The organism is Streptococcus sp. 2018110 (genome assembly GCF_019754115.1).
GTDB lineage: Bacteria > Bacillota > Bacilli > Lactobacillales > Streptococcaceae > Streptococcus > Streptococcus hashimotonensis.
This window is the reverse complement of sequence record NZ_JAIJZO010000017.1, coordinates 14,448-38,690: the sequence shown is the minus strand read 5'-3', so window position 1 is coordinate 38,690 and position 24,243 is coordinate 14,448. Positions and strand designations below refer to the sequence as shown.

Annotated in this window: 25 protein-coding genes; 4 read left to right on the top strand and 21 right to left on the bottom strand. The window is 42.2% G+C overall.

Going from position 1 to position 24,243, the window contains the following annotated elements; translation table 11 throughout:
• Positions 1 to 49 precede the first annotated feature (49 nt).
• The 19 genes from K5Q34_RS09490 to truA form a co-directional block, all read right to left on the bottom strand.
• A complete protein-coding gene (locus K5Q34_RS09490; protein WP_221864900.1) occupies positions 50 to 2,194 on the bottom strand; it encodes a hypothetical protein in 2,145 nt (714 codons plus the stop codon).
• 8 nt (positions 2,195 to 2,202) lie between these two features.
• Entirely contained in the window at positions 2,203 to 3,645 is a 1,443-nt protein-coding gene (locus K5Q34_RS09485; RefSeq protein ID WP_105183669.1) for a CotH kinase family protein, read from the bottom strand.
• Positions 3,646 to 3,650: 5 nt separating this feature from the next.
• Complete coding sequence (locus K5Q34_RS09480; protein WP_024384678.1) at positions 3,651 to 4,328, bottom strand: DUF4956 domain-containing protein; 678 nt, start codon at positions 4,326 to 4,328, stop codon at positions 3,651 to 3,653.
• 12 nt (positions 4,329 to 4,340) lie between these two features.
• Positions 4,341 to 5,036 (bottom strand): polyphosphate polymerase domain-containing protein, encoded by a 696-nt coding sequence (locus tag K5Q34_RS09475; protein ID WP_221864903.1) that lies wholly within the window; start codon positions 5,034 to 5,036, stop codon positions 4,341 to 4,343.
• A gap of 285 nt (positions 5,037 to 5,321) precedes the next feature.
• Positions 5,322 to 6,014 carry a transcriptional regulator gene (locus K5Q34_RS09470; RefSeq protein ID WP_253214909.1) on the bottom strand — a complete coding sequence of 231 codons (693 nt, stop codon included), beginning with the start codon at positions 6,012 to 6,014 and terminating at the stop codon, positions 5,322 to 5,324.
• A 54-nt stretch (positions 6,015 to 6,068) separates the two neighbouring features.
• On the bottom strand, positions 6,069 to 7,466 hold the full coding sequence (gene pepV, locus K5Q34_RS09465) for a dipeptidase PepV (protein ID WP_221864899.1): 1,398 nt from the start codon (positions 7,464 to 7,466) through the stop codon (positions 6,069 to 6,071).
• Between the two features lie 64 nt (positions 7,467 to 7,530).
• Positions 7,531 to 8,667 carry a PLP-dependent aspartate aminotransferase family protein gene (locus K5Q34_RS09460; RefSeq protein WP_221864898.1) on the bottom strand — a complete coding sequence of 379 codons (1,137 nt, stop codon included), beginning with the start codon at positions 8,665 to 8,667 and terminating at the stop codon, positions 7,531 to 7,533.
• A 3-nt stretch (positions 8,668 to 8,670) separates the two neighbouring features.
• Positions 8,671 to 9,051: a Rid family detoxifying hydrolase gene (locus tag K5Q34_RS09455; protein ID WP_221864897.1), complete on the bottom strand. Its 381-nt coding sequence runs from the start codon at positions 9,049 to 9,051 to the stop codon at positions 8,671 to 8,673.
• 27 nt (positions 9,052 to 9,078) lie between these two features.
• A complete protein-coding gene (locus K5Q34_RS09450) occupies positions 9,079 to 10,476 on the bottom strand; it encodes an APC family permease (protein ID WP_105115771.1) in 1,398 nt (465 codons plus the stop codon).
• Positions 10,477 to 10,494: 18 nt separating this feature from the next.
• Positions 10,495 to 11,271 carry a gamma-glutamyl-gamma-aminobutyrate hydrolase family protein gene (locus tag K5Q34_RS09445; protein WP_205014447.1) on the bottom strand — a complete coding sequence of 259 codons (777 nt, stop codon included), beginning with the start codon at positions 11,269 to 11,271 and terminating at the stop codon, positions 10,495 to 10,497.
• Between the two features lie 177 nt (positions 11,272 to 11,448).
• Entirely contained in the window at positions 11,449 to 12,732 is a 1,284-nt protein-coding gene (gene tig / locus K5Q34_RS09440; protein ID WP_024406467.1) for a trigger factor, read from the bottom strand.
• Between the two features lie 114 nt (positions 12,733 to 12,846).
• The gene (locus tag K5Q34_RS09435; protein WP_253214113.1) at positions 12,847 to 13,446 is read right to left on the bottom strand and encodes a DUF1349 domain-containing protein; all 600 of its coding nucleotides are present in this window, start codon (positions 13,444 to 13,446) and stop codon (positions 12,847 to 12,849) included.
• Positions 13,447 to 13,581: 135 nt separating this feature from the next.
• Entirely contained in the window at positions 13,582 to 14,418 is an 837-nt protein-coding gene (locus tag K5Q34_RS09430) for an alpha/beta fold hydrolase (RefSeq protein WP_172115891.1), read from the bottom strand.
• 11 nt (positions 14,419 to 14,429) lie between these two features.
• Complete coding sequence (locus K5Q34_RS09425; RefSeq protein ID WP_172115892.1) at positions 14,430 to 15,431, bottom strand: NADP-dependent oxidoreductase; 1,002 nt, start codon at positions 15,429 to 15,431, stop codon at positions 14,430 to 14,432.
• A 77-nt stretch (positions 15,432 to 15,508) separates the two neighbouring features.
• Entirely contained in the window at positions 15,509 to 15,937 is a 429-nt protein-coding gene (locus tag K5Q34_RS09420) for an Rrf2 family transcriptional regulator (protein ID WP_105135853.1), read from the bottom strand.
• A gap of 106 nt (positions 15,938 to 16,043) precedes the next feature.
• Complete coding sequence (locus K5Q34_RS09415; RefSeq protein ID WP_221864895.1) at positions 16,044 to 16,607, bottom strand: TIGR01440 family protein; 564 nt, start codon at positions 16,605 to 16,607, stop codon at positions 16,044 to 16,046.
• Positions 16,588 to 17,073: an ECF transporter S component gene (locus K5Q34_RS09410; RefSeq protein WP_105119338.1), complete on the bottom strand. Its 486-nt coding sequence runs from the start codon at positions 17,071 to 17,073 to the stop codon at positions 16,588 to 16,590. The genes K5Q34_RS09415 and K5Q34_RS09410 overlap by 20 nt, the downstream gene beginning before the upstream one ends.
• Positions 17,063 to 17,824: a bifunctional hydroxymethylpyrimidine kinase/phosphomethylpyrimidine kinase gene (locus tag K5Q34_RS09405; protein ID WP_221864894.1), complete on the bottom strand. Its 762-nt coding sequence runs from the start codon at positions 17,822 to 17,824 to the stop codon at positions 17,063 to 17,065. The genes K5Q34_RS09410 and K5Q34_RS09405 overlap by 11 nt, the downstream gene beginning before the upstream one ends.
• On the bottom strand, positions 17,814 to 18,563 hold the full coding sequence (gene truA, locus K5Q34_RS09400) for a tRNA pseudouridine(38-40) synthase TruA (RefSeq protein ID WP_221864893.1): 750 nt from the start codon (positions 18,561 to 18,563) through the stop codon (positions 17,814 to 17,816). The genes K5Q34_RS09405 and truA overlap by 11 nt, the downstream gene beginning before the upstream one ends.
• Before the next feature lie 166 nt (positions 18,564 to 18,729).
• Here truA and K5Q34_RS09395 point away from each other — a divergent pair, with 166 nt between their 5' ends.
• The 4 genes from K5Q34_RS09395 to K5Q34_RS09380 all read left to right on the top strand — a co-directional run bounded on the left by K5Q34_RS09395 (position 18,730) and on the right by K5Q34_RS09380 (position 22,088).
• Positions 18,730 to 19,185 (top strand): Fur family transcriptional regulator, encoded by a 456-nt coding sequence (locus K5Q34_RS09395; RefSeq protein WP_014636557.1) that lies wholly within the window; start codon positions 18,730 to 18,732, stop codon positions 19,183 to 19,185.
• A 162-nt stretch (positions 19,186 to 19,347) separates the two neighbouring features.
• Positions 19,348 to 21,216 (top strand): heavy metal translocating P-type ATPase, encoded by a 1,869-nt coding sequence (locus K5Q34_RS09390; protein ID WP_221864892.1) that lies wholly within the window; start codon positions 19,348 to 19,350, stop codon positions 21,214 to 21,216.
• Positions 21,217 to 21,349: 133 nt separating this feature from the next.
• Positions 21,350 to 21,874: a hypothetical protein gene (locus tag K5Q34_RS09385; RefSeq protein ID WP_221864891.1), complete on the top strand. Its 525-nt coding sequence runs from the start codon at positions 21,350 to 21,352 to the stop codon at positions 21,872 to 21,874.
• Between the two features lies 1 nt (position 21,875).
• Complete coding sequence (locus tag K5Q34_RS09380; RefSeq protein WP_024414391.1) at positions 21,876 to 22,088, top strand: helix-turn-helix transcriptional regulator; 213 nt, start codon at positions 21,876 to 21,878, stop codon at positions 22,086 to 22,088.
• 130 nt (positions 22,089 to 22,218) lie between these two features.
• On the opposite strand, the gene K5Q34_RS09375 is transcribed toward K5Q34_RS09380, so the two are convergent.
• Both K5Q34_RS09375 and K5Q34_RS09370 read right to left on the bottom strand, forming a co-directional pair.
• Positions 22,219 to 22,890, bottom strand: a complete 672-nt coding sequence (locus tag K5Q34_RS09375) for an amino acid ABC transporter permease (RefSeq protein ID WP_221864890.1) — start codon at positions 22,888 to 22,890, stop codon at positions 22,219 to 22,221.
• A gap of 356 nt (positions 22,891 to 23,246) precedes the next feature.
• Positions 23,247 to 24,122: a transporter substrate-binding domain-containing protein gene (locus K5Q34_RS09370; protein ID WP_172115897.1), complete on the bottom strand. Its 876-nt coding sequence runs from the start codon at positions 24,120 to 24,122 to the stop codon at positions 23,247 to 23,249.
• Positions 24,123 to 24,243: the final 121 nt, after the last annotated feature.

The following is a 24,243-nucleotide window of genomic DNA, read 5'->3' as shown; positions in this document are numbered from 1 at the left end:
ATTAAAATAGCAATGCAAATAATAATATAAAAGTACAAGACATTGTGTATCATTTTTCTTCCTCTTTCCAATAGTCTTTTAGCATGGTGTATGAAGTTTTTAGAACTCCTTCTACGGTAGGTCTATTCCATTTTTCCAAGCGATAGTTTTCCATCCGAATATACTCCCCTTTTTTCCACTCACCTAAACCAAGCTGGATAGAATCAATCGCTATCTCCGAAACACCATAATGTTGATAATAGTCATCGTGTATCCTTCCTTGTGAGGGATTTGAAAAATTCAACAATTGCCACGGAATCCGAATTTCTATAACCTTCTCTCCAAAGTAAATATCCGCCTGCGAATCAAACTCTTTTGCTCCCCTCTGACTGTTTCCAGAACGTAGCCGTCCCGTTTCATAAAGCGGATTCCATTTATCTTCTCGTTCGGCTTTTTCCAAGTCTTCAAAAATCCGATTGTGTTTCAATACAAGCGATACCGTTGTAAAGTGCGATGAATCTTTTTTAGGAATATCAACAAATGGGTCACTTCCGCTTGTTTGTTTGAGATAGTTAGCTCGAACCGCATCATATCTCTCCTGAACCAATAAACGGCTGTTGCTTTCCCCATCTATAGCTAGGAGAAAATCTGCTCTCCCTAAGAAGTGTACTCTTTCATCCTTCCATTCCATACTGCCGGTCTTCGGTGTAATATCAATAGGAATCAGCCACCGATTTGCACCATCGGTCTTTACGGCAGTCTTTTGAATAGCTAAATATAAATAACTTTCATCCCCATCAACAAGTAATTTATTCCCTTTATTTTCAGTAATAGCTTGCTTTTTCCACTCCTCAAGCGAGCCATCAAGACTGTGATTCTTTACTCGATTTTCAAACGCCATCAAGCCGAAGCCTTGATTATTTGATTGAGCATCTCCCCATTGGAAACGGCTGTGCCGGTCTGTTGTAAATGCTGTATTCCAAGTACGAGCACCCCAATCATCTTGCCAGGACTCAATGATTCCTCCTACAGCGCCTGTCTTTAAAAATGCTCGAAAATCCCTAATCAACATTTCTCCCTGCTGTGTTTCTGTTAGGGGTCCTTCTATATCTCCCTGATTCAGGGCTGTAATGGCTCTAGAAGTCGAATAACCATAGCCAGAAATCAAGACAGGAACTTGATGATAGCGCGTTAAGAGACCGACATAATTTTCTGGGTAGTTTTCTTTTTTTATTTTTGTAACATCTTCTATCGAAAGACTTGGATTTTCCCCAAGGTAATCAAGTGCTTTGGGGTGATAGTCCAACAATTGATAGGAAGCAAATACGCCTGTTCTTAGGCGATCGCTTACCAATAGATTTTCAACGTTTAATTGAGCATATTTTGAAGCTTGCGCTGCGAAGGGTTTTCGATAGATAAATGGGTCCGTTAGGGTCGAACTGGCAAAACTCACCAAGTGTTGCCAGCCATATTTTTTAGTCTCATAAACAACCATTTCATCCAACACTTCAGCTAACATCGCCTCAAAAGTCGTGGCAGTCTGACCTGTACTGATATACTCTCCCTTATAAGAAGTCTGCTTCACTTGATGATTGGTATAAGCGACTGTCGAACCATTCCATTGGTCACCAACGATAAAACCAAGCACCCATTTGGAAACATCTTTCCGATAGTAATGACTCCCCAAGTCGGTATTCCAGACTTTTCTTCGACCATGAATGACATCAACGGCATCTTTTACATCCTCCAATAGTCGTCCTCTATATTGGGGATGGTAGGCATCAATAGCTGTATTATCTCGAACATCATCCACTCGAACCCCTTGCAAAAGATAAAGCGGCTTATCTGACTGACGATTGTGCTTATCCAAGGCAACATAAAAATCAACATCCATAATCGTTTTTACACGAATGGTATTGGCTCCCATGTCTGAGATGCTCTTCATCCATGACAGGTAACGTTTCTCTCCAATAGCAAAATCATTTTGATGGTAGCCAGCTATGCCACTATCTATTGTTACCCCTTTGACAATAAATGGATGCTCTCCCCCCTTTGTTTTCCGTACCAATTCCTGATTGCGAACCTGGAAAGTATAGTTAATAGTCTCTTCCGAGTACACCTTAGGGATATACAAACTCCCATCAAAATAATACAAATAATAACCAACCGTCAATATGCAAACCAGTATACTGACAACTATCAAATACTTTTTCATAGCCCCTCCTAATAATCGACTAGCGTATTTGTATTTTTGGATGGAGCACAGTATTGATACAAGGTTTCAATATGCTCATCCAACCACTTCCCACGATCTTCAATAAAGGCTTTTACAACATGCACAGCTTCTTCGTAACTTGCTTGATTGCGTTCATAGGGCTGGAGATAGTTATGTTCATCCATTTTTTGCAACTGAAAGACGTAGCCCCATTTATCATTATTTCTTTGAATGGCTGGCCCTAAAAATTGAACTGTCTTATCAATATGATCGTGAAGACGTTTGGTACTGAGCAGATTTTTGCGTAGTTGATGGTACTTATGAACGACTAAATCGATAAACTCCCTATCCTTGATCATCATGCTAAACCACGGAACCTCCAGCATCGAGAAACCTGCTCGATCGTATTCTACATCGCTGTGGTTATCAAATGCGTTGTTAAAATCCCATACAGCAATCTTCATTTTATCTCGCAAATCCTTGTAGAGATAGGTGGAGAATATTCCTGCATCCGTATTACGGAAGAATTCATTGATAACGAAATAGGTCGCAAAAGCATTCTTATCTACGTAGTGCCCGTACTGTTTTAAATCGTAGGAGTATAGGATTCTCTCAATCTTACTAATATCCTGCTGGATAAAGTCTTTTTGAGCATCTGTTATTTTTCGGACATTTGGATAGCGAATATCTAGCGATGACTGATCTGCTTGATAGGTATAGCCAACATAGTTATCGACTGGATTTTTTGCCTTGTGCGGTCGGTCCCAAACAGCAATATATGATGTTTTCAAGGAGCGTTTGTCACTTTTTTCAATAGGGATTCTATGCACTCCCTGTTCTATACTCTCAACAATTAAATACAAGCCTTGGTACTCTCCGTTAATCATCACTTCACTATAACGGACATTGGGAGCATACTCCATCAATTCGCCAGCTAGGTTATAGGATATATAATTTCTCAGCAGACTCCTATCCAAAAATGGACCATGCAAGACCCACTCGGACTCCTTTGGCATTCCTGCAACCGTGTGCTCTACATCCTCTCCTTTTTTATCGACAAAACGTAGTTTAATTGATTTCTTATCAAAATGCCGAGAGGAATTGCCACGATAAGCTATTTCCGCCAACGTTTCAACACGCGCCCCATCCCCGACACGGTTTACTTCATCTAATTTATCGTACAGCCGAACAGTTCCTCGTACAGATTGTTGTCTTGTTCCACCTTCATTTTCTCCTCTTTCTAGAGGAATTACCTTCCCATCCAGAGTATCAATTTCAATAATCGGTAGGTGGCTGGCCAAGTGCTCAACTGGACTCACTGGTTGGGCAGATAGAGAAACTTTATGATGGTAAAATCGTTCTTTATGCTGTTTCAGGTCTAGCATCCGTAGACTAAAAATACCAAGCAGCAACCCGATAAAAACTAAGTAATACAGTATTTTTTGTTTCATAGATATTATCCATTGATATCATCACTTTGAGTCACGACATTAAAATAGTCTACCTCACCCAACTGATAGACTTGTTCAACTAAGCTATTATCTGCTGAATAGTATTTGTCGTAAACACGCCGATTGACCTCAAAAATCAGCTCCAACATATCTGCTTTTGTATTTTTTACACGTTGAACAACATGTCCGTTAAAATACTGGAAGAAGAGTCCTTCCAAAGGAACTTCTAACTCTCGATTAGCTCGTACAATTAATAACATCCGATTTTCATTTTTAACCCTTCCCCAGATGAGAAGCAGCAAGAAAATCACACTACTTCCAATCATTGCCACTATATAATCTCCAACACCACAACAGATTCCAACTACAATCGTCCAAAAAATATAGGTTGTATCGCGAGAATCCTTCACTGCTGTCCTAAAACGAACCACCGAAAGCGCACCAACCATCCCCAAGGACAGTGCCACGTTATTCCCAATAACAGTCATAACAGTCGCAGTCAGTACCGTCAGTGTCATGAGCGATATGTTAAACTTTTTACTATAGGTCGTTCCAGCATGCGTATAGGCATAAGAAACATAGATAACTCCTCCTAAAATAGCTGCCACCACAATATGCATAATCATATCTTGGATTGTCAATGTTCCATGTTGTTCTAAAATATTTCGTAATAAATCTTTCATCTATCTTCCCTCTTAAAATCTATAATGTTTACTGATCATTCTTCCCATACAATATTTACTAGCACTCAATTCACTGCCATCCACCTCTGCCAACAAATCTTTGATATGCGACAATAGAAATCCATTGTACTTTACTTCTAAAATAACCAGATGAGGATCCAACAAACTGTATTGCAGCAGATGGTTATTAAAGATGTCGTAGGATGCTTCTGTCCCGCGTACTTGAAAATCAAACGTGATTCGAATATCGTTTTCAGGAGAAATAAAAGCTTTCCGACGGTATTCAATAATCGTCTTAGGTTTATAACAGTACTGGTTCATACGGCAATAAAGTTCCGTCGCCAATTTATCTGGATAGGCCAATAACACTGATGTGTTCCCTTCAACCAATGACATCGCATCACTTTTTGTCATCAAAAGGGAACGTTTCCGCTGATTATCTCCCTGCTTCTGCTTCAACTCTAATTTGGCATTTTGCGAACCATTTCCATAATTCCTTAAACGAATCTTCCGACGATTTTCAAGACCATCTTCTTTTTCCTGCCAATCAACATCCTCTAAAGAATCAAAATAGAGGGAACGTACGCAGTAGCCATCTTCTTTTCCATAGCTATCCACTTTTAGTATTTTTTCTAACTTTCCGCTCAAATAATAATACATTTCTAACGGAAGTAGATACTTCTTCTCCTTCCGCAACACTTCATTAATCAAGCCATGTCACTCCATTCCTTTTGCCATTTTCTATAATAAAAAATACAATTGTATAGTTGTTTTATGATTATAGTATAGTTCTTTGCTATTTTCTTGACAACCCTTCTACTCAAAAAAACATATAAACTACAGGGATGTGTATTTTGTCTATGTTACGTTACCTCTGCTTCAACATCCCTCCCTCTCCTAGCACTCACTTCCTCAAAACAAAAAACCCGATCAAAATCGAGTTTTACAAACAAGTTATTTCAATATAGCCTATCATCCTAGATGACCATCGTTTTAATTATCAACGAAGCCATTTGCTTCATTTTTTATAATTTGAATGTATTTATAAATACTTACTTCTGACATTTTAAAAGCTGTAGCCACCTGTGGAATAGCATCTTTGAAATCAAAGAAACCTTTTTGATACAAGGAACGTACAACTGCTATTTTTTCTGTTCTTGATAGTTTGAATCGCTCAACATCTTTCCCATGTGTTTCTTGTTCAATCGCAGCCTCAATCATACTACCAGCAGTTGTATAGAAATTTTCAACGATATTTGGTTCTTCATGTTCTACTTGCTCATTAGCCAGTTCTTCATTGACATCTTCCAAGGCCGACTCGAACAAGCGCTTCAAGGTTAGCATCTTCGATTTATCAGCATTGACACAAATCATACCGAGCAACTCACCAGCATCATCTTTTATAAAAAAACTAGAGGAGTACAATTCCTTCCCACCCAAAGTTTTTGTACGATAATTTACCAAATAATCCTTTTCCTTATAAACCTTCGACTGGAGTACATCCAACACAAAATCCGTTGCCGGAGCACCAATATCACGGCCGGATAAATTATTTTTTATATAAATCAACGAGTGATCTAGCCCCTGCGAAAAGTCTTGTAGCACAATTTCGGTCTTCTTCCCCAAAATTTGAGCCAAAAAATCAACCAAGGGAATATAGTGGTTTAATTTTGAATTCATACTCATATCCAGACTCCTTATACATTACTTGTATCACACCAGACTGAAAATCGCAAATTTTTAACACGAACACGCCAAATTATAGATTGTTTCCGAATAAATGGCCACAATCCGCAGTAAATCTTCCACTTCCATGTATTCATTCGCCTGATGCATGGTATCTTCCCTATCTGGAAATAGCGCACCGAATGCAACTCCTTCTTCCATCAGACGAGCATAGGTAGCTCCTCCAATAACCAGCGGAGCTTCTTGTCCGCCTGTTTGGTCTCGATAAACTTCTTGCAGACATTGAACCAGCTCAGATGATGGAGAAACAAAATGCGGGCTCAACTTCTCATATCCAGCCACTTGGAAACATTCTCCCAGTTTTGATGCCACCAAAGTCTGAATCCTAGAGAATTCAATCCCTTTTGGATAACGGCAATCACACGAAATCAGCCCTCCAGCTTCTTTGGTGTAAGATACCTGACCAACATTGACTGTCAATTTACCCATCTCTGGATCCTGATAAGCAATTCCTAAACTTTCCCCAAATGAATCTTCATGGCAGTCAGCCAATAATGATAGAAAATCTTGTTGATTTGTAGAAACTCGTGAATAAGTATCCAAAAAACGAGCCAGGTGGGTTGCTGCATTCTCCCCTAAAAATGGTTTGCTACCATGAGCGGATTGCCCAAATAATGTCAGGGTAACATTCTTCTCCTGTCTGCATACTTCACCAGCAATTCCAGAATAGTCATTTATAAAACGATAAAATGCTTGGGATATTTTTTCAGGCTCCTCTGCTTCAAGTACTGCAACCGCCTTGTCAGGAACCATATTCACCTGCACACCGGCATGAAATTCTTTCAGATAAAAATCAGGACGATTCACACTACCGGTCGTGATTTGCAAAATACTAGTCCCCTTTTCACCATGTATAACAGGGAAATAGGCATCAGGAACCCAACCAACCTTGGGAAAACTACGGTATTTTTGATAAGCCTTTATACATTTCCATTCGCTTTCTTCATCACTTCCAATGATAAAACGAACGGTCTTCTTTGGATGTATTCCTAACCGTTGCAGTATTTTTATTGCAAAGATGGCGCAGACCAACGGCCCCTTGTCGTCCAATACTCCTCGACCATACAATCTTCCATCTCGCAAAGTCGGTACAAAGGGATCTGACAACCACCCTTCCCCAACGGCAACAACATCAACATGCCCCATAATCCCAATAACTTCATCGGAGTTTCCCCAGTCTGCTTGAACAACCAGATTATCGATTATCTCTGTTTTCAGCCCTGTCTCATTCAATAATGTTTCGACCGCATATAGGGCACGTTTGGGGCCTGGTCCGACCGGACACTCCTCGCTCGCTAGACTATCGTCTCGAACAGAGTTAATACTCACCAAGTCACAAATATCTTGCAACAACTCCTCTTCATACTTCTTTATTTCATTTAACCAATTCATACTAACCTCTTATCTAAAAATAAAAGAACCAGATGGGAAACTCCCTATACTGGTCCTTTATACCTTAAGCAAGTGCTTGTTCAAAATCTGCCAGTAAATCTTCGACATCTTCAATACCGCAAGATAGGCGTAGAAGACTAACACTAATCCCTTGTTCAGCTCTTTCTTCTTCACTCAAACAAGCATGGGACATGGTTGCTGGATGCGATAAAATGGACTCTACACCACCTAGACTAACTGCTAAAATCGGTATCTTAATCATCTTAGTAAAGGCTAACATATCCTCTTTTGAGTAAAATTCAAAGGAAAGTACCGCACCGCCATTTGCAGCCTGTCGCATCTGTACAGAATGATTTGGATGATTGACCAGACCTGGATAATGAACTTTTTTTACTTTTGGATGAGAAACTAAATAGTCTGCAATTGTCTGCGCATTGTGTACAGATTGCTTCATCCGAAGCCCCATTGTTTTCATACCACGCAAAATCAACCAGGCATCCTCGACACCAACAATTCCTCCAAAATTTTTTTGGAATAGTTTCAGCTTATGATAATATTCTTCGTTGTTCGTTGCAATCAGTCCAGCAACAACATCGCTATGGCCATTGATAAATTTCGTTACACTTTCAACAACAATGTCCACACCTAGCTCCAACGGCCTCTGATACAAGGCTGTCATGAAGGTATTGTCAATAACGGAAATCAAGCCATTTTCTTTAGCCACTTCAACCAAGGCACGAATATCTACTACCTTTAATAAAGGATTTGAAGGAGTTTCTATATAGAGCATCTTGGTCTGGTCCGTTATCACCTTACGAACCTGGTCCAAATCAGCCATATCTACGAAACTTGTTGAAATGCCATATTGTGGCAAGATCTTCGTAGCAAATTGACACGTTCCACCATACACCTCAATAGGAAAGATGACATGGTCCCCAGCTTCCAATAACATCAAAACATTTGATATTGCGGCCATACCCGATGCAAATGCTATCGCAAAGGTGGCTTGTTCTAAGCAAGCTAAGCCACTTTCTAACGCATCCGTTGTCGGGTTCGAAAAGCGTGTGTATAAATACTTTTGCTGGTCACAATACAATTCTGAATTATGAAAAGTTGAGGTTTGATAGATAGGAATCGAGGCCGCCCCTGTATATTCATCTAACACTGGATAACCATGTAACAACCTTGTATTGTCTTTCATTCCCTATACCTCCGCAATTGCTTCAATCTCTACAAGTGCTCCAAAAGGCAAGCGGCCTACTTCAAAAGCCGTTCTAGCAGGGTAGTCCCTATCAAAGAAAGTTTGATAGACAGCATTGAAACTTGCAAAATCCTCTATATTGTCTAAATAGACTGTTGTCTTGATAATATTTTTCATGGAAGATCCATTATCTTCTAAAATAGCTTGCACATTCCGCAACGACTGTGCAACTTGCCATTCGATTGATTCTGGCTGATCAATTTTGCCTGTTTCAACATTAATTGGTAGTTGTCCTGATGTAAAAATCAAATTTCCTACCTTACTAGCCGCAGAATAACTTCCTACCGCAGCTGGAATTTTTTCACTTGAAATACGTTCTACCATATTCGATTCCCCTCTTTGATTCCCCTTTTAGTTAGTCGCTGTAGCAACTTTTGTTTGACTATTTTTCCAAATCATCAGCACAATCGGCAAGATAACATAGCCGATAACCATAGCTGTGATTGCAAATACATTGGCTACGACCTCACCATTTTCCAAGGTGATGGTAAATTGTTGAGCCCAGCTAAATTTATAAAGCAATAATAATGTAAAGGCTAGTGCAAGACCTGGAATGAAGACATCAACAACTGGATTTTTCTTAACATCTTGCAATGCTTCTCCCCGTTCTTTGCCCAAATAGAAAATGATAACTGCCAATGGTACGATGATAAATTGAATAAAACGTGAAATTGAGCTAAGGACAATGATACTGCTCATATTGAAACCGAAGGCCATCGGTAATAAAATAGCAATCCCAATCGTGATAAGGAATGAAGTCAGTGGGAAGCCATTTTCAGTACGTTTTGTAAAGGCACTTGGAATTTGTCCCTGCAAGGCCATCGCTTCCAAAATACGAGGCGTATGGAAGGAAGCGGCCACATTGATACCAAACATAGAAACTAAAGCACCTATTACAATCATACTACGAATAATATTATTGTCAAATACTTCTGCCAAGGCTACAACTTCCGTAGTAGAAACAATCGCTTCTGGGTTAATCATCATAGCAACCCCAACAATACCAATATAAATAGCTGCAACAATAGCAATTGCCAACGGGATCGCTCGTGGTAAGTTTTTCTCTGGCGCTTCCATATCCTCAGAACCACTCGCTACACTTTCAAAACCAGTAAAGGCATAGAAAGCTGCAATAATCGCCATACAGTAAGCACCCATGTCTAGATTGGAACCTAAAGGTTCGCCTGCACTGTTCATAATGGAACTAATCGTACCGAATTGGTTAACATTGCCAAATAAGACAATAGCCAAGCCAACAACGATTGTCGTCACCAAAGCGCCAACTTTTCCGATAGTAGAAAGGTTATTGATGACTTCAAAAATTCTTGTACCGAATATATTTACAAGTAAGAGTACCGCCATCAAACAGATAAATCCGAGAGTGATATAGGTCATATTTGTATTATCCAACCCAAATATACCAAGGACAGTTTTTACTACCGCAGTCCCCATAACACCCCAGGCAATACTTGCTGCAATATAGCGAGTAATTCCGACATAAAAACCAACATTATCTCCGAATGCTGCCTTGGCATAGGCATAGGCTGCACCACCTTTAGAAACGTACTTAGCCGCTGCTGCAAAAGTAATCGCAAGTACTGAAGCAAATACTGCTGCCAGTAAATAGACCAGCAAGGCTTGTTGCCCCGTAGAAGCAACTACCGTACCTGGTGATAGGAAAATTCCCGTCCCGATAACGGAATTAATAGTCAGCAATACGATGGAATAAAAACCTAATTTCTTTTTCATGACCTTTTCCTCCTACTCTCAAACGGCCATTTCATATAAAATCTCTTCACTTGACATACCTTGCGCTGCTTCAACCAAGGCTTTAAAGAGACGACACATACCCGCATCGCAATGGTGTAACATTTCAGGATGCCACTGTACACCAATCATAAAAGGATAGTCAGTACTTTCAATCGCTTCAATCACACCATCTCTTGCCCTCGCTACAACTCTGAAACCATCTCCCACCTTACGAATCACTTGATGATGGAAAGAGTTCACCATCACTTTTTTCTCTCCCAGCACGTGATAAAGTACAGAATCTTCTTCGATCTCGATGGAGTGAGTTGCTAAGTCTGGATGATGGGCTTGCCAATGCTTGATTGTCACACCTTCCGCATAGGATAAATCTTGCCAAAGGCTACCACCGTGTGACACATTGATGATTTGACATCCACGACAAATCCCTAAGATTGGAATTCTCTTTTCTTTAGCTTTTTGTAAAAGTTGACTATCGAACCAATCGCGCAATGGGAAAATATCCCCTAATTTCTGATCTGGTTCTTCATCATAATTCAAAGGATTGACATCGTGCCCCCCTGAAAGAATTAATCCATCAATACTACCAATATAGCCATCAATGACTGTCTCATCTTGACTAATCGGAATAATGAGCGGAATCCCTCCGCTGCGTATAACAGAGTTTACATAATCTTCATTTACATACGCTCTATGATAACCAGGAAACATCCCTCCTGAATCAACGATAATACTCGCTGAAATCCCAATAATCGGCTTAGAACACTTTGATTCCATAGCCATCCTCCTTGTTTTATAAAATATTATATTTTTTTATAATCAAATTATAATACAAAAAGAAAACGATTACAATACTTTTTTATAAAAAAATATATTTTTTTATAAAAAAGTATCATATCGCATTAAAAAGATGATTAAACAAAAAACCCGACCAGAGTCGAGTTTTCCAAATAATTATTTTACAGTTGCAGTGCTTGTGATCACTTCTACAGCTTTCTTCACAGCGATGTCGTGTTTAAGCATTTCTGGTGAAAGCAAGCTACGAACTTGCGCCACTTCCATCTTGTAAGTTGCTGCCAAGTCTTCGATTTCTTTGTTGATTTCTTCTTCAGTTGCTTCGAAACCTTCTGCTTTAGCTACTGCTTCAACAACCAAGTTTGTCTTAGTACGTTTTTCAGCATCTGCTTCGTATTGTTTATGAAGGTCTTCACGAGTTGTACCAGTGATTTGGAAGTACATATCTGGTGAGATACCTTGTTGTTGCATACCACCCAAGAATTCGTTGATTGCACGGTGAACTTCTTCGTGGATCATTTCTTCTGGCAATTCAACGATTTCAGCGTTTTCTACTGCCAATTCAAGAGCTGCTGATTCAACTGCATCGTCAAAGGCAACTTCTTTTGCTGCTTCCAATTCTTTACGGTACTTAGCTTTCAACTCATCAAGTGTTTCCACTTCTTCGTCGATGTCTTTTGCCAACTCGTCATCCAAAGCTGGAACTTCTTTTGCTTTTACTTCGTGGATTTTTGTCACGAAGAGGGCTGGTTTACCAGCAAGGTCAGCTGCTTGATAGTCTTCTGGGAAAGTCACTTCAACGTTTACTTCTTCACCAGCTGCGTGGCCTACCAATTGTGCTTCGAAACCTGGGATGAATTGACCTGAACCAAGTCCAAGTGAGAAGTTCTCACCTTTACCGCCGTCAAATTCAACGCCGTCGATAGAACCTACAAAGTCGATAACAACTGTGTCGCCTTCAGCTGCTGGACCTTCTTTGATGACCAATTCAGCCAAGTTGTTGCGCTCACGTTCGATTTTTGCATCTACTTCTTCGTCAGATACTTCTTTAGTTGCTTCTACTGAAACTGCCAAGTTTTTGTAGTCACCCAATTTTACTTCAGGTTTTGTCACAACTTCAGCAGTAATTGTCCAGTCTTGGCCTTTTTCCATAGATACAACGTCGATTTTTGGTTGTGCAACGACTTCAAGACCAGCTTCAGCTACAGCTGCTTCATAAGCTGCTGGCAAGAGTGCATTTACTACATCTTGGTAAAGTGCTTCTTCACCGAATTTTTGGTTGAAAACGGCACGTGGCAAGTGACCTTTACGGAAACCTGGAAGATTGATATCTTTCTTAACTTTGTTGAAAACGCGGTCCAATTCTGGTTTGATTGCATCTTGACCGATTGTGAAAGTCAAAACGCCGCGGTTTGTTTCTTTTGCTTCAAATGATACAGACATTCTGTCATTCTCCTTAAAATTTTATTGCATACTCTTCATTATACCACAAATGACAAGGATTTCAACGATTTTATAATGGACTTTCGGGAAATGGCAGAGCTGGAAGCTAATCTTCTAATCTGGTTGTTGTCCGTCGTGGGCCAGCCACTTGCAGTCAGTCAAGGTCATTTCCGAAAAGACCGCTTCAAACGAAGAATTTTCTGGCGAGCAGGCATAGATTCCAAAATGGATTTTTCCACCGCCTTCATGTAAGTGGCAAATCCGCATCTGCTCAAAATGGATACCGTCTTTAGAGTTTTCAATGCAAAAATCACTGCCCCGTCGGCTCAAACGGTAATAGATTGACTTGACAGAAGCTGGTATTTCCTGAGTTGCCCAGTCTGAAAAGCCGTGATTGGTCACGACACTGCCCAGGTGCTGAAAGTCTTCATTTTCATACTCAATCGAGCCCTTAATCCAGTTTTCCGAATCCTGATAGACCACTACACCACACTGGTCAAAGCGGGTATGACTATTGGAAAAATCTGTCTTTACTGTAAAGGAGAAATACTCTTCCTCCGTGTCCATCAAGAGCAAGGGAGCATTGTCATTAACAAAATGGTAATAGGTTTTCTGCCACAAGTCTGTATGGGCTTGGGTTGTGATTCTGATTTCCTTATCTGAGATCTGGTAGTTTTGGGGTTCCCGAACCCAGTAAAAATTCTTCGTGTTCATTTGATTTCCTTTCATTTTTAGACTATTATACAGGCAAAAGAAAAAGAAGACAAGTGACTCAATCAACTCTTTTAAGAGCAGGCTGAGGTGATTTTGGGGACTTTGCAGGCCTTGTATCGTCAAGATTAGCGGGTACTATTCCTCCAAAAAGTCTATCAAGGCTGTTGAAAATACCTCTGCATTTTGGAAGATAGATCCGTGACCCGCATTTGGATAGATAATCAGTTGGCTGTTTTTGATTTTCTCATGCATGATATAAGAGTTCTCAGTCGGAACTTGCATATCCTTGTCACCGTTGACGATCAGCGTTGGTTGCGTGATAAAAGCCATATCTTCTTGAGGATCTCTCCCCCAACGTTTGATAGCCTTCAGCTGTGTTAAAAATCCTGGGATATTCATGTCCTTGTCTGCATACTCAGCTTTTCTTTCTCCCATACGACCCAAAACTTTTTCAGCTTCCAGGAGTCCTGCTTTATCGTGGTTGTAGAAGATGTAGCGTTTAGGATCCACACGCTTCAGACCTGCCTTCAGCATATAGCGGAAGGTTTTTCCTGTCACCTTATCGACTTCAACACCGCCGCGAGGACCTGTTCCTGCAAGAATCAAGCGGTTAACCATTTGGCTATCAAGACGAACGATTTCTTGGGCGATAAAACCACCCATAGAAAGACCGAGCAGGTTAATTTTCGTATGCCCCAAGGCCTTGATAATAGCATGAGCCTGCTCTGCCATTCCTGGAATCGAAGGAGCTACCTTGCCTTGACTGGCTCCGACGCCAGGCAAATCAAGGACGATGATGTGCTCTTTTTCAGCCAGTAAGTCTAGCAATTTGGGATCCCAGTTGTCCAAAGTTGCGGCCAAGTGGACCAACATGACCAAGGGCAGCTTAGACTTGCCCTTACCTAGTTCACGGTAGGCAATCTGATTGCCAGCGACAGTAATGTATTGATTTTTAGTTGTGATATAAGACATAAGTACTCCTACTATTTAAAACTAAGGACAGTTTTTCCACGTGAGCGACCGTTGGCGACCTTGTCCAAGGCTGCGTTGACTTCTTCAAATGGGTAAACAGCGTCGATAGACGGTTTAATTTCTAACTTGCTGAAAATGTCTGCTACTTCTTGTAACTGTTGACCATTGCTTTCTACGAAGATGAAATGGTAGTGCACGCCGTAGCTTGCCGCCATCTTGTCAAACTTGCGACCAACCAAGCCAAACAGGAATTGTTTCCATTTTGGTAGGGTCATGCGTTTGGCAAATTCACCATTTGGCATGGCACGGAGGGAAACAAGGTGACCACCTTTTTTCATGATAGACATTTGTTTTTCGGTTTCTGCACCGCCAAGTGTGTCCAGTACATAATCGATTTGGGAGAGGGTTTTGGTGTAATCTTCTGTCTTGTAGTCGATAAACTGGTCGGCACCCAAAGCCAATACCCGCTCTGCATTTGCCCCATCACCGTTGGTAATGACCGTCAAACCCTTGGCTTTGGCAATGGGAATGGCCATCCCGCCGACACCGCCTGTCCCGCCTGAGATGAAAATGGTCTTGCCAGCCTCTGCACCCATGAGGTCCAGTGCCTGCATAATGGTCAGGGCAGTCAGGGGAACGGCCGCCGCTTCCACATCTGTCAGATAGGCAGGAACTTTGGCAAGGGCTGTAGCCTCCACCGCTGCATACTCGGCAAAAGCACCGATAGTGTCGAGGGGAAGACGGCTAAAGACACGCTCGCCAACTGCAAAATTGGTCACGCTTGAGCCGACTTCTTCGACCAAACCAACGACTTCATTGCCCGCTGTTTGTGGCAATTTGTAAGGGACAATCATCTTGACATCTCCACGAGAAATCATGTTATCTAGAGGATTGACACCTGCTGCGGTTACTTTGACAAGGACCTGGTCTGGTTTGATGTTCGGTTTAGCAATGTCAGTTAGGTTAAGTACGATATTGTTTTTGTTATAAGATGTGTGTTGTGCTGCTTTCATGGTTTACTCCTTTTTATTTAACAACTTGTATCAGATACAAGTCCAAGTTGTGTGAAATAGAAACTGACTCGTGAAAGTCAGTTGGATTTTTTTGACTCTTGATACAAGTTAGCAATGACCTGGGCCAAGCTCTCTTGGGATAATCTATCCTGCAAATCCTGCTCAATGGTCGCAAAGATTGGCTGGACAGCTCCTGCAATGTGCCGACCAACTGGGCAGGCTTGATTGGCGTGCTGGTGCTGTTGAAAGAGCTGGATATGCGTGACTTCCTGGGTGGCATAGTAGATGTCCAGAAGACTGATGTCCGCCGGATCCTTGCTCAACTCATAGCCAGCCTTGCCTTGCTGGGACTGGATGATGCCTGCATTCTTCAAGAGGGCGATGACCTTGCGGATATAGCTGGCATTGGTACCGACGCTGGTTGCCAAGGCCTGCGACGTCATGACGTCACTGCTCTCGCTAATCATGGCCAAGATATGCAGAGCTACTGAAAATTTGGTATCCATGGAAACCCTCCTTTTGAACTTGTATCAACCACAAGAACAAGTTTAGCATAAAGAAATCCACTTGGCAAGGATTTTATTCAAAAAAATCACAACCGATTGGCTGTGACTAATTTTTCCGTATCTGATCTTCCTGATAGGCCGCACGGGCTCCGCCGATGAGCTTGGGTCGGCTGGCAAGGGCGGTGACATGGGCTTGGCCGATCTCACGCAAGCTCGGTCTAATCGGCACTTGGACGTGCTTGATGTGCATACCAATCGCCGTATCGCCTATGTCCACACCCGCCTGAGCGGTGATAAATTCCACTTCGACTGGATCGTTCATATATTTGAAGGCTGCCAACTGTCCAGAGCCTCCTGCATGAAGGGTGGGGAGGACATTGACTATTTCCAAATCTTTCTGGATAGCCAATTCCCGCTCCACTACCAAGGCACGATTGAGGTGCTCACAACCTTGGACAGCTAGGTAAATGCCCTTGGGAGTCAAAATATCCAGAATGGTTTCGACAACGGCTTCGCCAACCTCTAGACTGGAATTTTTGCCAATATGCCCTCCAATGACCTCACTAGAAGACAAACCCAGTACAAAAATCTGACCCTTTTGAAGATTGCTGAGTTCTAAAATCTCTTCGACAACTTGCTTAGTTTGGTCTTTAATTTCCTTTAATGACATGATTTACTGCACCAATTCTTTCTATTGCCTGAGCCAAGATATAACCTAGTACCAAACCAACTGTGTTTTGCAAGGTATTGCTTAGAACACTTTCAATGGCTTTCAGGTCATTAAAATAAAGTCGAGAAGCTAGATAATATCCTCCAACCATGCTAATACTCGCTAGAGCAAGCCCAAGATAACGACTTTTCCCTTTCCATCCTGCAAAATAGCCCTGAGCTCCGTGAAAAAGCAAGCTAAAGAAAGCCCACTGGGGATAGCCCAACAAGAAATCAATCAGAAGCCCTGACAATCCGCCGACAATGGCTCCTTCTTTCTTGCCCAAGTAAAAGGCGGTAAAGAAAACTCCAACATCCAGCAAGGATGTAAAGCCATTTGGAGTTGGTACATGGATAAATGCTAGAACCAAGGTCAAAGCTGTTAGAATGGCCAGCAATACAAGTTCTTGCGTCTTTTTATTTCTCATACTGAATTACCCCATATTGATCTGATTTTAAGATGGCTGCATGGACAAAGTCCTTGGACAGTCGGACTGCCGCCAAAGAGTCCTGACCTAGTAAAAGCTGACCGGCAATGCTGGACGCAAAGGTACAGCCTGCCCCCACATTGTTTTCTGAAAGCAGAGGCGACTTGAGCACGACCACTTCCTGCCCGTCATAGTAAACATCGACAGCCTGTGAACCTCCCAAGCGGTTGCCCCCCTTGATGACCACCGACTTGGCACCCAAATCATAAAGCGCCACCGCCGCCTGCTCCATCTCTTCCACCGTTTTGATGTCTTTTTGGAGCAATAGCTGAGCTTCTGCCAGATTTGGCGTGATGATGCTGATATAGGGAAGGAATTTCAAGAGTTCATCCCTCATCTGGCTGACCTCGGTATCATGCGTTTCCTTACAGACCAAGACCGGATCCAAAACCACTGGAATGTCCTGATGAGACTTGATAAATTCCAAGGCCTGCTCTGCTATTTCCACCGTCGGAAGCAAGCCAATCTTGATAGCTGAAAAAGGCACGTCCTTCAAACTAGCCAACTGCTGGGCAAACACCGCTGCATCTGTCGGAATAACCTCAAAACCTTTTTCCGTCATAGCTGTCAAGCAGGTAACCGCCACAAAGCCATGCAGGCCATGGACTGTGTAAGTGGTCAGGTCTGCATGGAGGCCGCCACCGCTGAAAATATCATTGCCCGAAAGCGCCAAAATATACTTAGTCTTCATAGATAATCTCCTTTAGATAGAGGCCGTTACCTGCCGCAGTTGGACCTGCCAAACCACGATCTTTTTCTGCCAAAATCCGCTTAATCTGACCCACAGGCATGCGACCATTACCAATTTTCAAGAGGGTCCCCACCATATTTCGCACCTGCTTGTACAAAAAGCCATTGCCTGAAAAGGTAAAAATCAAGAACTGCCGCCGCTGGTCATACTCCATTGTCGCAGCCGTGATGGTCCGCACCTTGTCCTCGACTGAAGTCCCTGATGCCGTAAACCCTGTAAAGTCATGGGTCCCCACTAGGTCCTGAATAGCTTCTTCTATCAAGCCCAAATCCAAATCATAGGGATAGAAGGTCGCATAGTGGCGCATCATGGGATTCTTGGGTCGGCCAATGTCCACCAGAAATTCATAGGTCTTGCTGTGCTTGGCGTAGCGGCAATGAAAATCATCCGCCACCTGGACCACCTGGACCACATCAATATCTTCAGGTGTTTGGGTATCCAGGGCAAAGCGGAGCTTCTCAGTATCTCGACTGCCAGCCAAGTCAAAGTGTATAACCTGACCGTAGGCGTGTACACCTGCATCTGTCCGACCTGCACCATGAACGGTCACTGGCTGGCCACTATTCAATCTTACTAACGTTTTTTCGATTTCTTCCTGAACTGTACGGGCATGGGGCTGGCGCTGAAAGCCAGAAAAATCATGTCCGTCGTAGGAAATAATTGCCTTATATCTTGTCATGTTTTGATTGTAGCACAGGAAAAGTATGTAAACAAGTCATGAGACATCAAACTGTCCTATGACAGATTTCCTGTCTCAAAATTGACACAACCTCCCAAATACACTATAATGAAACTGAATATTGTATCTTAGAATTTTTATAAAATAATAACGAAAGGAGGAAACTATGGAACTCCATTCTCACCTCAATGCAGAAAACCAAACTGCTTTTGAACACGTCATCCAACATCTAAAAGAAAAGGGTGTACGCATTACCGAAACTAGAAAAGCAGTCGTTGCCTACATTATCGAAAGCGATGACCATCCTAGTGCTGAGATGATTTATCAAGATTTACTCCCTAACTACCCCAACATGAGCCTGGCGACTGTTTACAACAACCTCAAACTTCTATTGGAAGAAGGGTTCGTGACTGAATTGAAACGGACCAATGATAATACTACTTATTACGACTTTATGGGGCACGAGCACCTCAATGTTATTTGTGAAGTCTGTGGAAAAATTACTGATTTCATGGATGTAGAAATCCCGAGCTTGAAGAAGGAAGCTCATACCCAAACTGGTTACAAAATTACAAAAGAGGTGCTATCCATCTACGGCATTTGTCCTGATTGCCAGGGCTAAAAGACGAATATCAAAGCGGCTTTCTGTCGCTTTTTTTATTTCCCTTTGAATTATCAGAACAATCTTATTTAGAATTATTTTAAATAACTTGACTTTCTTTTTATAATTGTTATAATTAACTTGGTTAAATGATAATAACTCTAAATAAGGAAACAGAAAACTATGACACTCGTAACCAACCTCAAACAATACAGCCACATCATCACAACCGCTCTCTGCTTGGCGCTCATTCTAATGGGTATCCTTCTGCTTCAGACTGGACAGGGATGGGCTCCTATCTTCTTCATTTCAGCCTTTGTCATCGGGGGCTACCAGTCTGCCAAGGAAGGCATTTCTGAGCTCATTTTCGATAAGCACCTGTCTGTTGACCTCCTCATGATTTTGGCTGCTATCGGATCTGGCCTCATCGGCTACTGGATGGAAGGAGCCCTGCTCATCTTCATCTTCTCCCTTTCTTCTACTTTGGAAGAATTAGCCATGGAAAAAAGCAAAAATGCCATCGCAGCTCTGATGAACATGACGCCTCCAACGGCTCGCAAAATCGAGGAAAATGGTGACATCACTGTCTTAGACACCGCAGCCATCCGCATCGGCGACCTCCTACAAGTTCGCAAGGGCGATACGGTCCCACTGGATGCAACCCTCATCAACCCACAATCCATCTTTGACGAATCCATGATTACAGGTGAGCCACTTCCTGCGGAAAAAGCAGCTGGTGCTGCTGTTATTGGCGGTACTATCAACCAAGGTTCAACGGTTACCGTTCAAGTTACAGCTGAAAAAGGCGATGCCCTCTTCGATAAAATCGTCCAAATGGTTGAAAATGCCCAAGAATCCAAATCAAAAACAGCGACTTTCATTGAAAATATGGAAGATACCTATGTCAAGGTTGTTTTGGTGGTTGTGCCGCTCTTTATCCTCTTTGCTCATTTTGCTCTGGGTTGGGACTGGTTAACCGCCTTCTACCGTGGCATGATTCTCTTGACCATTGCTTCTCCATGTGCACTTGTGGCTTCTTCTTCACCGGCGACACTTTCTGCAATCAGTCGTGCGGCACGCAAGGGCATGATTATCAAGGGCGGTGATATTGCGGATAAGATCGCCAATCTAGAGGCAATCGTCTTTGACAAGACGGGTACCCTAACCATTGGTAAACCTGAGGTTGTAGGAGCGACCTATCTTGGCGATGAAAAACTCATCAAGCAGGTTGTTCAGGCAGTTGAAAAACAATCGAGCCACCCGATCGCCCAGGCTCTCATGACTTATACAGCTGACAACTCTGCTATTGCCCTCCAAAGCCTAGAAGACGTGACCGGAAAAGGCTTGGTGGCAGGCTATGAGGGCGACAGCTGGAAAATCGGTAAGGTGGGATTTGTAGTGGATAGCTTGGTAAGTCCCCTGTCTGCTGACCTGCTGGCACAGATCGATGAGGCAGAGAGCACTGGGAAAACCCTGGTCTATGTCAGCCAAAATGATGTGCTGGCGGCGATCTTCATGGTGGAAGATAGCCTGAAACCTGAGAGCAAGCAGCTGATTGCCCAGTTGAAAGAGATGGGCGTGACGCCAATTCTCTTAACGGGCGACCAAGAAAAGACTGCTCGTTATGTGGCGAGTCAGGTCGGTATTGACCGTGTGATTGCCAACTGCCTGCCTACGGACAAGGCTGCTGTTATCCAAAAACTGCAAACCGAGTTTGCGTCTGTCGGAATGGTAGGCGACGGTATCAACGATGCTCCTGCTCTTGCTCAAGCCAATGTCAGCTATGCCATGGGAAGTGGGACGGACATCGCTATGGAGTCAGCCGACATCGTGCTCATGGAGGACCTGACACGGATTCCTTACTCCATTCGTCTCTCTAAGAAAATGCGAAGCATCATCAAGCAGAACATCATCTTTGCCCTGTCTGTCATCGCCCTTCTCATCATCTCTAACCTCTTCCAGTCTATCAACCTACCGCTCGGTGTGGTGGGTCACGAAGGATCAACGATTTTGGTGATTTTGAATGGGTTGAGACTCTTGTATTTTAAATAGCATCAGACCGCCAGTTGCTTGGCGGTTTTCTTATTATTCTTTTTTAAAAAAACGCTTGCATTCCAAAAATTATTGTTTTATAATAATTTCAAAGATAATATTATCATAAAACAATAATAATCGGAGGTTTGCTATGAAAACCAATCTACTCAAAATAACTGGCATTGTGGCTGCTTGTGTTCGCTATTTCTTCTATTTCATGATTGCTCTCTATGCCTTCATTACCTTGGTAGGTCTTGGAGGCCACTCCTTTGTGATAGACTCTTGGGAATACACCTTTAACAAACCCATTGACCAGATTAACATCTGGCTCATTCTATTAACGACTGGATTGATCTTAATTGTCTTGGCGGCACTCAGTCACATTGCCCACTTGCTTCAAAAGTTATGTAAATTGCTTTTGGAAGAAGATTATTTCGCTTCAGCTAGTTTGGAACTGTATCAGAAACTCTTGGTCAGTTTACTAATTTTGACTGCTGGTCAATTTTGCCTAACCACTTTGTTTTTCCTGACACATGCTACTAATCCAAACACCTTCCTCAATCTTCGCTGGTCAGACTTTATCCTCAATGCCCTCTTCCTCTTCGCAACTTATTTTGTCTGGACCTTAGTACAAAAGGGGCAACAACTTGAAACCGAGAACAGCGAGTTTATCTGATATGGAAATGATTCGCGTAAACCTAGACAAGGTCCTCAAAGATCGACAAATGACTTCCAAGGACTTGGCGGAGCAAGTCGGCATTACCGAAGCCAACCTGTCCATTCTCAAGACAGGCAAGGCAAAAGGCATTCGATTTAATACCCTGATGAGCATCTGCCGAATCCTAGACTGCCAACCAGGAGATATTTTAGAATATGTGAGTGAGGGGTAGATACATAAAAAGAGATGAAGCAAAAAGGCTTTAATATAAAAAATAGCTTAGAACCACGCCATTCGAGACGTTAATTCTAAGCTATTTTTGATTGTTAAAATTTTAATCAAAAGGCTAATCCAACCTCTTTTTAATAAGTCGCTAAGTGTTTTTCTAGTTGTAATTGACCAAATGCATAAAGGGTACAGATAACCCAATAAATAAGGGCTACACAGATGTAAACGGTCATGTAGTCCGACTTGGCTCCGCCGACTATTTTTGCCTTATTGAAAATCTCTGGTACAGTAATCATGGCTGTCAGAGAGGTACTTTTGACCATGTCTAAGAGGACGTTGCTAAGGGGTGGAAGGGCAATGCGAAAGGCTTGGGGAATGATGATCTTTCGGTAAATCACATTGGTCCGCAAACCCAGGGAACGCGCCGCCTCCCATTGTCCCTTATCAATGGCTGAAAGAGATGCACGAATAATTTCAGAAATGTAGGCACTGGACATGGAGGTAAAGGCGATGATAGAGGCTGTTATGGCATCTAACTGCAAGCCCATAAAGGGCAGACCAAAATAGATAAAGAAAAGAAGAACCATGAGGGGAATACCACGCATGAGAGAAATATGGGCCATAGCCAGCCAACGAAAGGGCGCTAATTTGGACATCCTAAGTAAGGCAACAAAGAAACCACAAAAAGTCCCCAAGGCAAAACCAATTAAAGACAGAGAAAGAGTATAGGGCAAGCCTTCCAAAATCTGCGGAACGGCTTCCCTCGCAATCTCTGCATTAAAAACTGCCTGCCAGTTGATTTCCATATCTTCTCCTCTTTCCTAAAAACCAGATAGACCTTGCCAGCCTGGGACTGACAAAGTCTATACAAGATGCATTTATCGTCATTTAGTTTTTCTTTTATTACTTCGACGTAAGAGGAAACTCCGTTTCCTTATTTCCAACTTCAAACACTCCACTGGACTGTTTGAACTCGCCTTGCCTGATTGAAACAGTCTGGGGGACTGTTTCAAGTCAATGCCAAGAAACAAGAAAGCATTGAGTTATGTCTGCGGCTATTGAGGCGAAATTGCTTCGCCCAATCTCCAGCCTTCAAAGGTTCCCCGAACCTTTGGAGCGAGTACTAAAAGTAAACTAAAAGACTATAATTTGTTACTAATTCTTATTCAACTTCGATAACTGGCAATTTATCAGCATTTTCAACTGGTACTGATAGGTCTTGTCCAGCATAGTATTTCTCAGAAATAGCTTTCAAGGTACCATCTGCTTTCATTGCTTCAAGCGCTTCGTCAATTTTTTCTTTCAAGCTTGTATCAGCCTTGCTCATAACAATCCCTTGTTCAGTTGGGTTATATTGAGCCGCACCCATCTTCACTTTGATATCTGGGAAATTAGCCTTAGCCCATTTGATAGCCATAACCTGTGTGAAGTAGTCGTTTGGAATGAAGTCTGTACGACCTGTTGATACATCACGCAAATAGACATCGTTGGTTACGTTATCATAGATAACTGGCTCTGCACCTTGCTTCTCAGCCAACTTCATGTACTGAGTACCAGCACCACCACCAGCTTTTTTACCAGTCCAGTCGCTCAAGTCAGCTGCTTCGATTCCTGATGAACCATCTTCACGAACGATGTAGCCGCCAACTGAATACTTGTAAGGGATAGAGAAGTTATACTTTTCCTTACGTGCTTCCGTCATGTCAAAGTTGTTAACAGAAATATCGACTTTTCCACTGTCCACAGCTGTAAAGGCTTCTGCCACACCGATTTCTTGGTATTCGATTTCCAATTTCAAACGTTTACCAATTTCATTGATCATGTCAATTTCATAACCGACCAATTCTTTAGCATCGTTGTAGTAAGAAGTTGGGAAAAGGGTCCCTGGTGTTGCAACCTTCAAGACACCTGCTTCTTGTACTTTTTCCCATTGAGTCTGTTCAGCAGAAGAACTGCTAGTATTAGAACTTGAGCTAGAACATGCTGCCAAGGTCAAAGTAGAAACCAAGAGAGCTGAGGCCAAAACTTTTTTCAACATAAAACAATCTCCTTTGGAAGCCATAGCTTCCTTTTTACTTTTTAGGTGTTAACCCACCAGCTTTTATAGGTTAACATTTTGAAAACGTTTTGGCAAATAATTGAACTGAAAAAATGAATTC

Bases quoted from the DNA above. Each gene is read 5' to 3' on its own strand.
- K5Q34_RS09490 (WP_221864900.1), bottom strand. From the start codon at position 2,194: ATGAAAAAGTATTTGATAGTTGTCAGTATACTGGTTTGCATATTGACG.
- K5Q34_RS09485 (WP_105183669.1), bottom strand. From the start codon at position 3,645: ATGAAACAAAAAATACTGTATTACTTAGTTTTTATCGGGTTGCTGCTT.
- K5Q34_RS09480 (WP_024384678.1), bottom strand. From the start codon at position 4,328: ATGAAAGATTTATTACGAAATATTTTAGAACAACATGGAACATTGACA.
- K5Q34_RS09470 (WP_253214909.1), bottom strand. From the start codon at position 6,014: ATGAGTATGAATTCAAAATTAAACCACTATATTCCCTTGGTTGATTTT.
- pepV (WP_221864899.1), bottom strand. From the start codon at position 7,466: ATGAATTGGTTAAATGAAATAAAGAAGTATGAAGAGGAGTTGTTGCAA.
- K5Q34_RS09460 (WP_221864898.1), bottom strand. From the start codon at position 8,667: ATGAAAGACAATACAAGGTTGTTACATGGTTATCCAGTGTTAGATGAA.
- K5Q34_RS09455 (WP_221864897.1), bottom strand. From the start codon at position 9,051: ATGGTAGAACGTATTTCAAGTGAAAAAATTCCAGCTGCGGTAGGAAGT.
- K5Q34_RS09450 (WP_105115771.1), bottom strand. From the start codon at position 10,476: ATGAAAAAGAAATTAGGTTTTTATTCCATCGTATTGCTGACTATTAAT.
- K5Q34_RS09445 (WP_205014447.1), bottom strand. From the start codon at position 11,271: ATGGAATCAAAGTGTTCTAAGCCGATTATTGGGATTTCAGCGAGTATT.
- tig (WP_024406467.1), bottom strand. From the start codon at position 12,732: ATGTCTGTATCATTTGAAGCAAAAGAAACAAACCGCGGCGTTTTGACT.
- K5Q34_RS09435 (WP_253214113.1), bottom strand. From the start codon at position 13,446: ATGAACACGAAGAATTTTTACTGGGTTCGGGAACCCCAAAACTACCAG.
- K5Q34_RS09430 (WP_172115891.1), bottom strand. From the start codon at position 14,418: ATGTCTTATATCACAACTAAAAATCAATACATTACTGTCGCTGGCAAT.
- K5Q34_RS09425 (WP_172115892.1), bottom strand. From the start codon at position 15,431: ATGAAAGCAGCACAACACACATCTTATAACAAAAACAATATCGTACTT.
- K5Q34_RS09420 (WP_105135853.1), bottom strand. From the start codon at position 15,937: ATGGATACCAAATTTTCAGTAGCTCTGCATATCTTGGCCATGATTAGC.
- K5Q34_RS09415 (WP_221864895.1), bottom strand. From the start codon at position 16,607: ATGTCATTAAAGGAAATTAAAGACCAAACTAAGCAAGTTGTCGAAGAG.
- K5Q34_RS09410 (WP_105119338.1), bottom strand. From the start codon at position 17,073: ATGAGAAATAAAAAGACGCAAGAACTTGTATTGCTGGCCATTCTAACA.
- K5Q34_RS09405 (WP_221864894.1), bottom strand. From the start codon at position 17,824: ATGAAGACTAAGTATATTTTGGCGCTTTCGGGCAATGATATTTTCAGC.
- truA (WP_221864893.1), bottom strand. From the start codon at position 18,563: ATGACAAGATATAAGGCAATTATTTCCTACGACGGACATGATTTTTCT.
- K5Q34_RS09395 (WP_014636557.1), top strand. From the start codon at position 18,730: ATGGAACTCCATTCTCACCTCAATGCAGAAAACCAAACTGCTTTTGAA.
- K5Q34_RS09390 (WP_221864892.1), top strand. From the start codon at position 19,348: ATGACACTCGTAACCAACCTCAAACAATACAGCCACATCATCACAACC.
- K5Q34_RS09385 (WP_221864891.1), top strand. From the start codon at position 21,350: ATGAAAACCAATCTACTCAAAATAACTGGCATTGTGGCTGCTTGTGTT.
- K5Q34_RS09380 (WP_024414391.1), top strand. From the start codon at position 21,876: ATGGAAATGATTCGCGTAAACCTAGACAAGGTCCTCAAAGATCGACAA.
- K5Q34_RS09375 (WP_221864890.1), bottom strand. From the start codon at position 22,890: ATGGAAATCAACTGGCAGGCAGTTTTTAATGCAGAGATTGCGAGGGAA.
- K5Q34_RS09370 (WP_172115897.1), bottom strand. From the start codon at position 24,122: ATGTTGAAAAAAGTTTTGGCCTCAGCTCTCTTGGTTTCTACTTTGACC.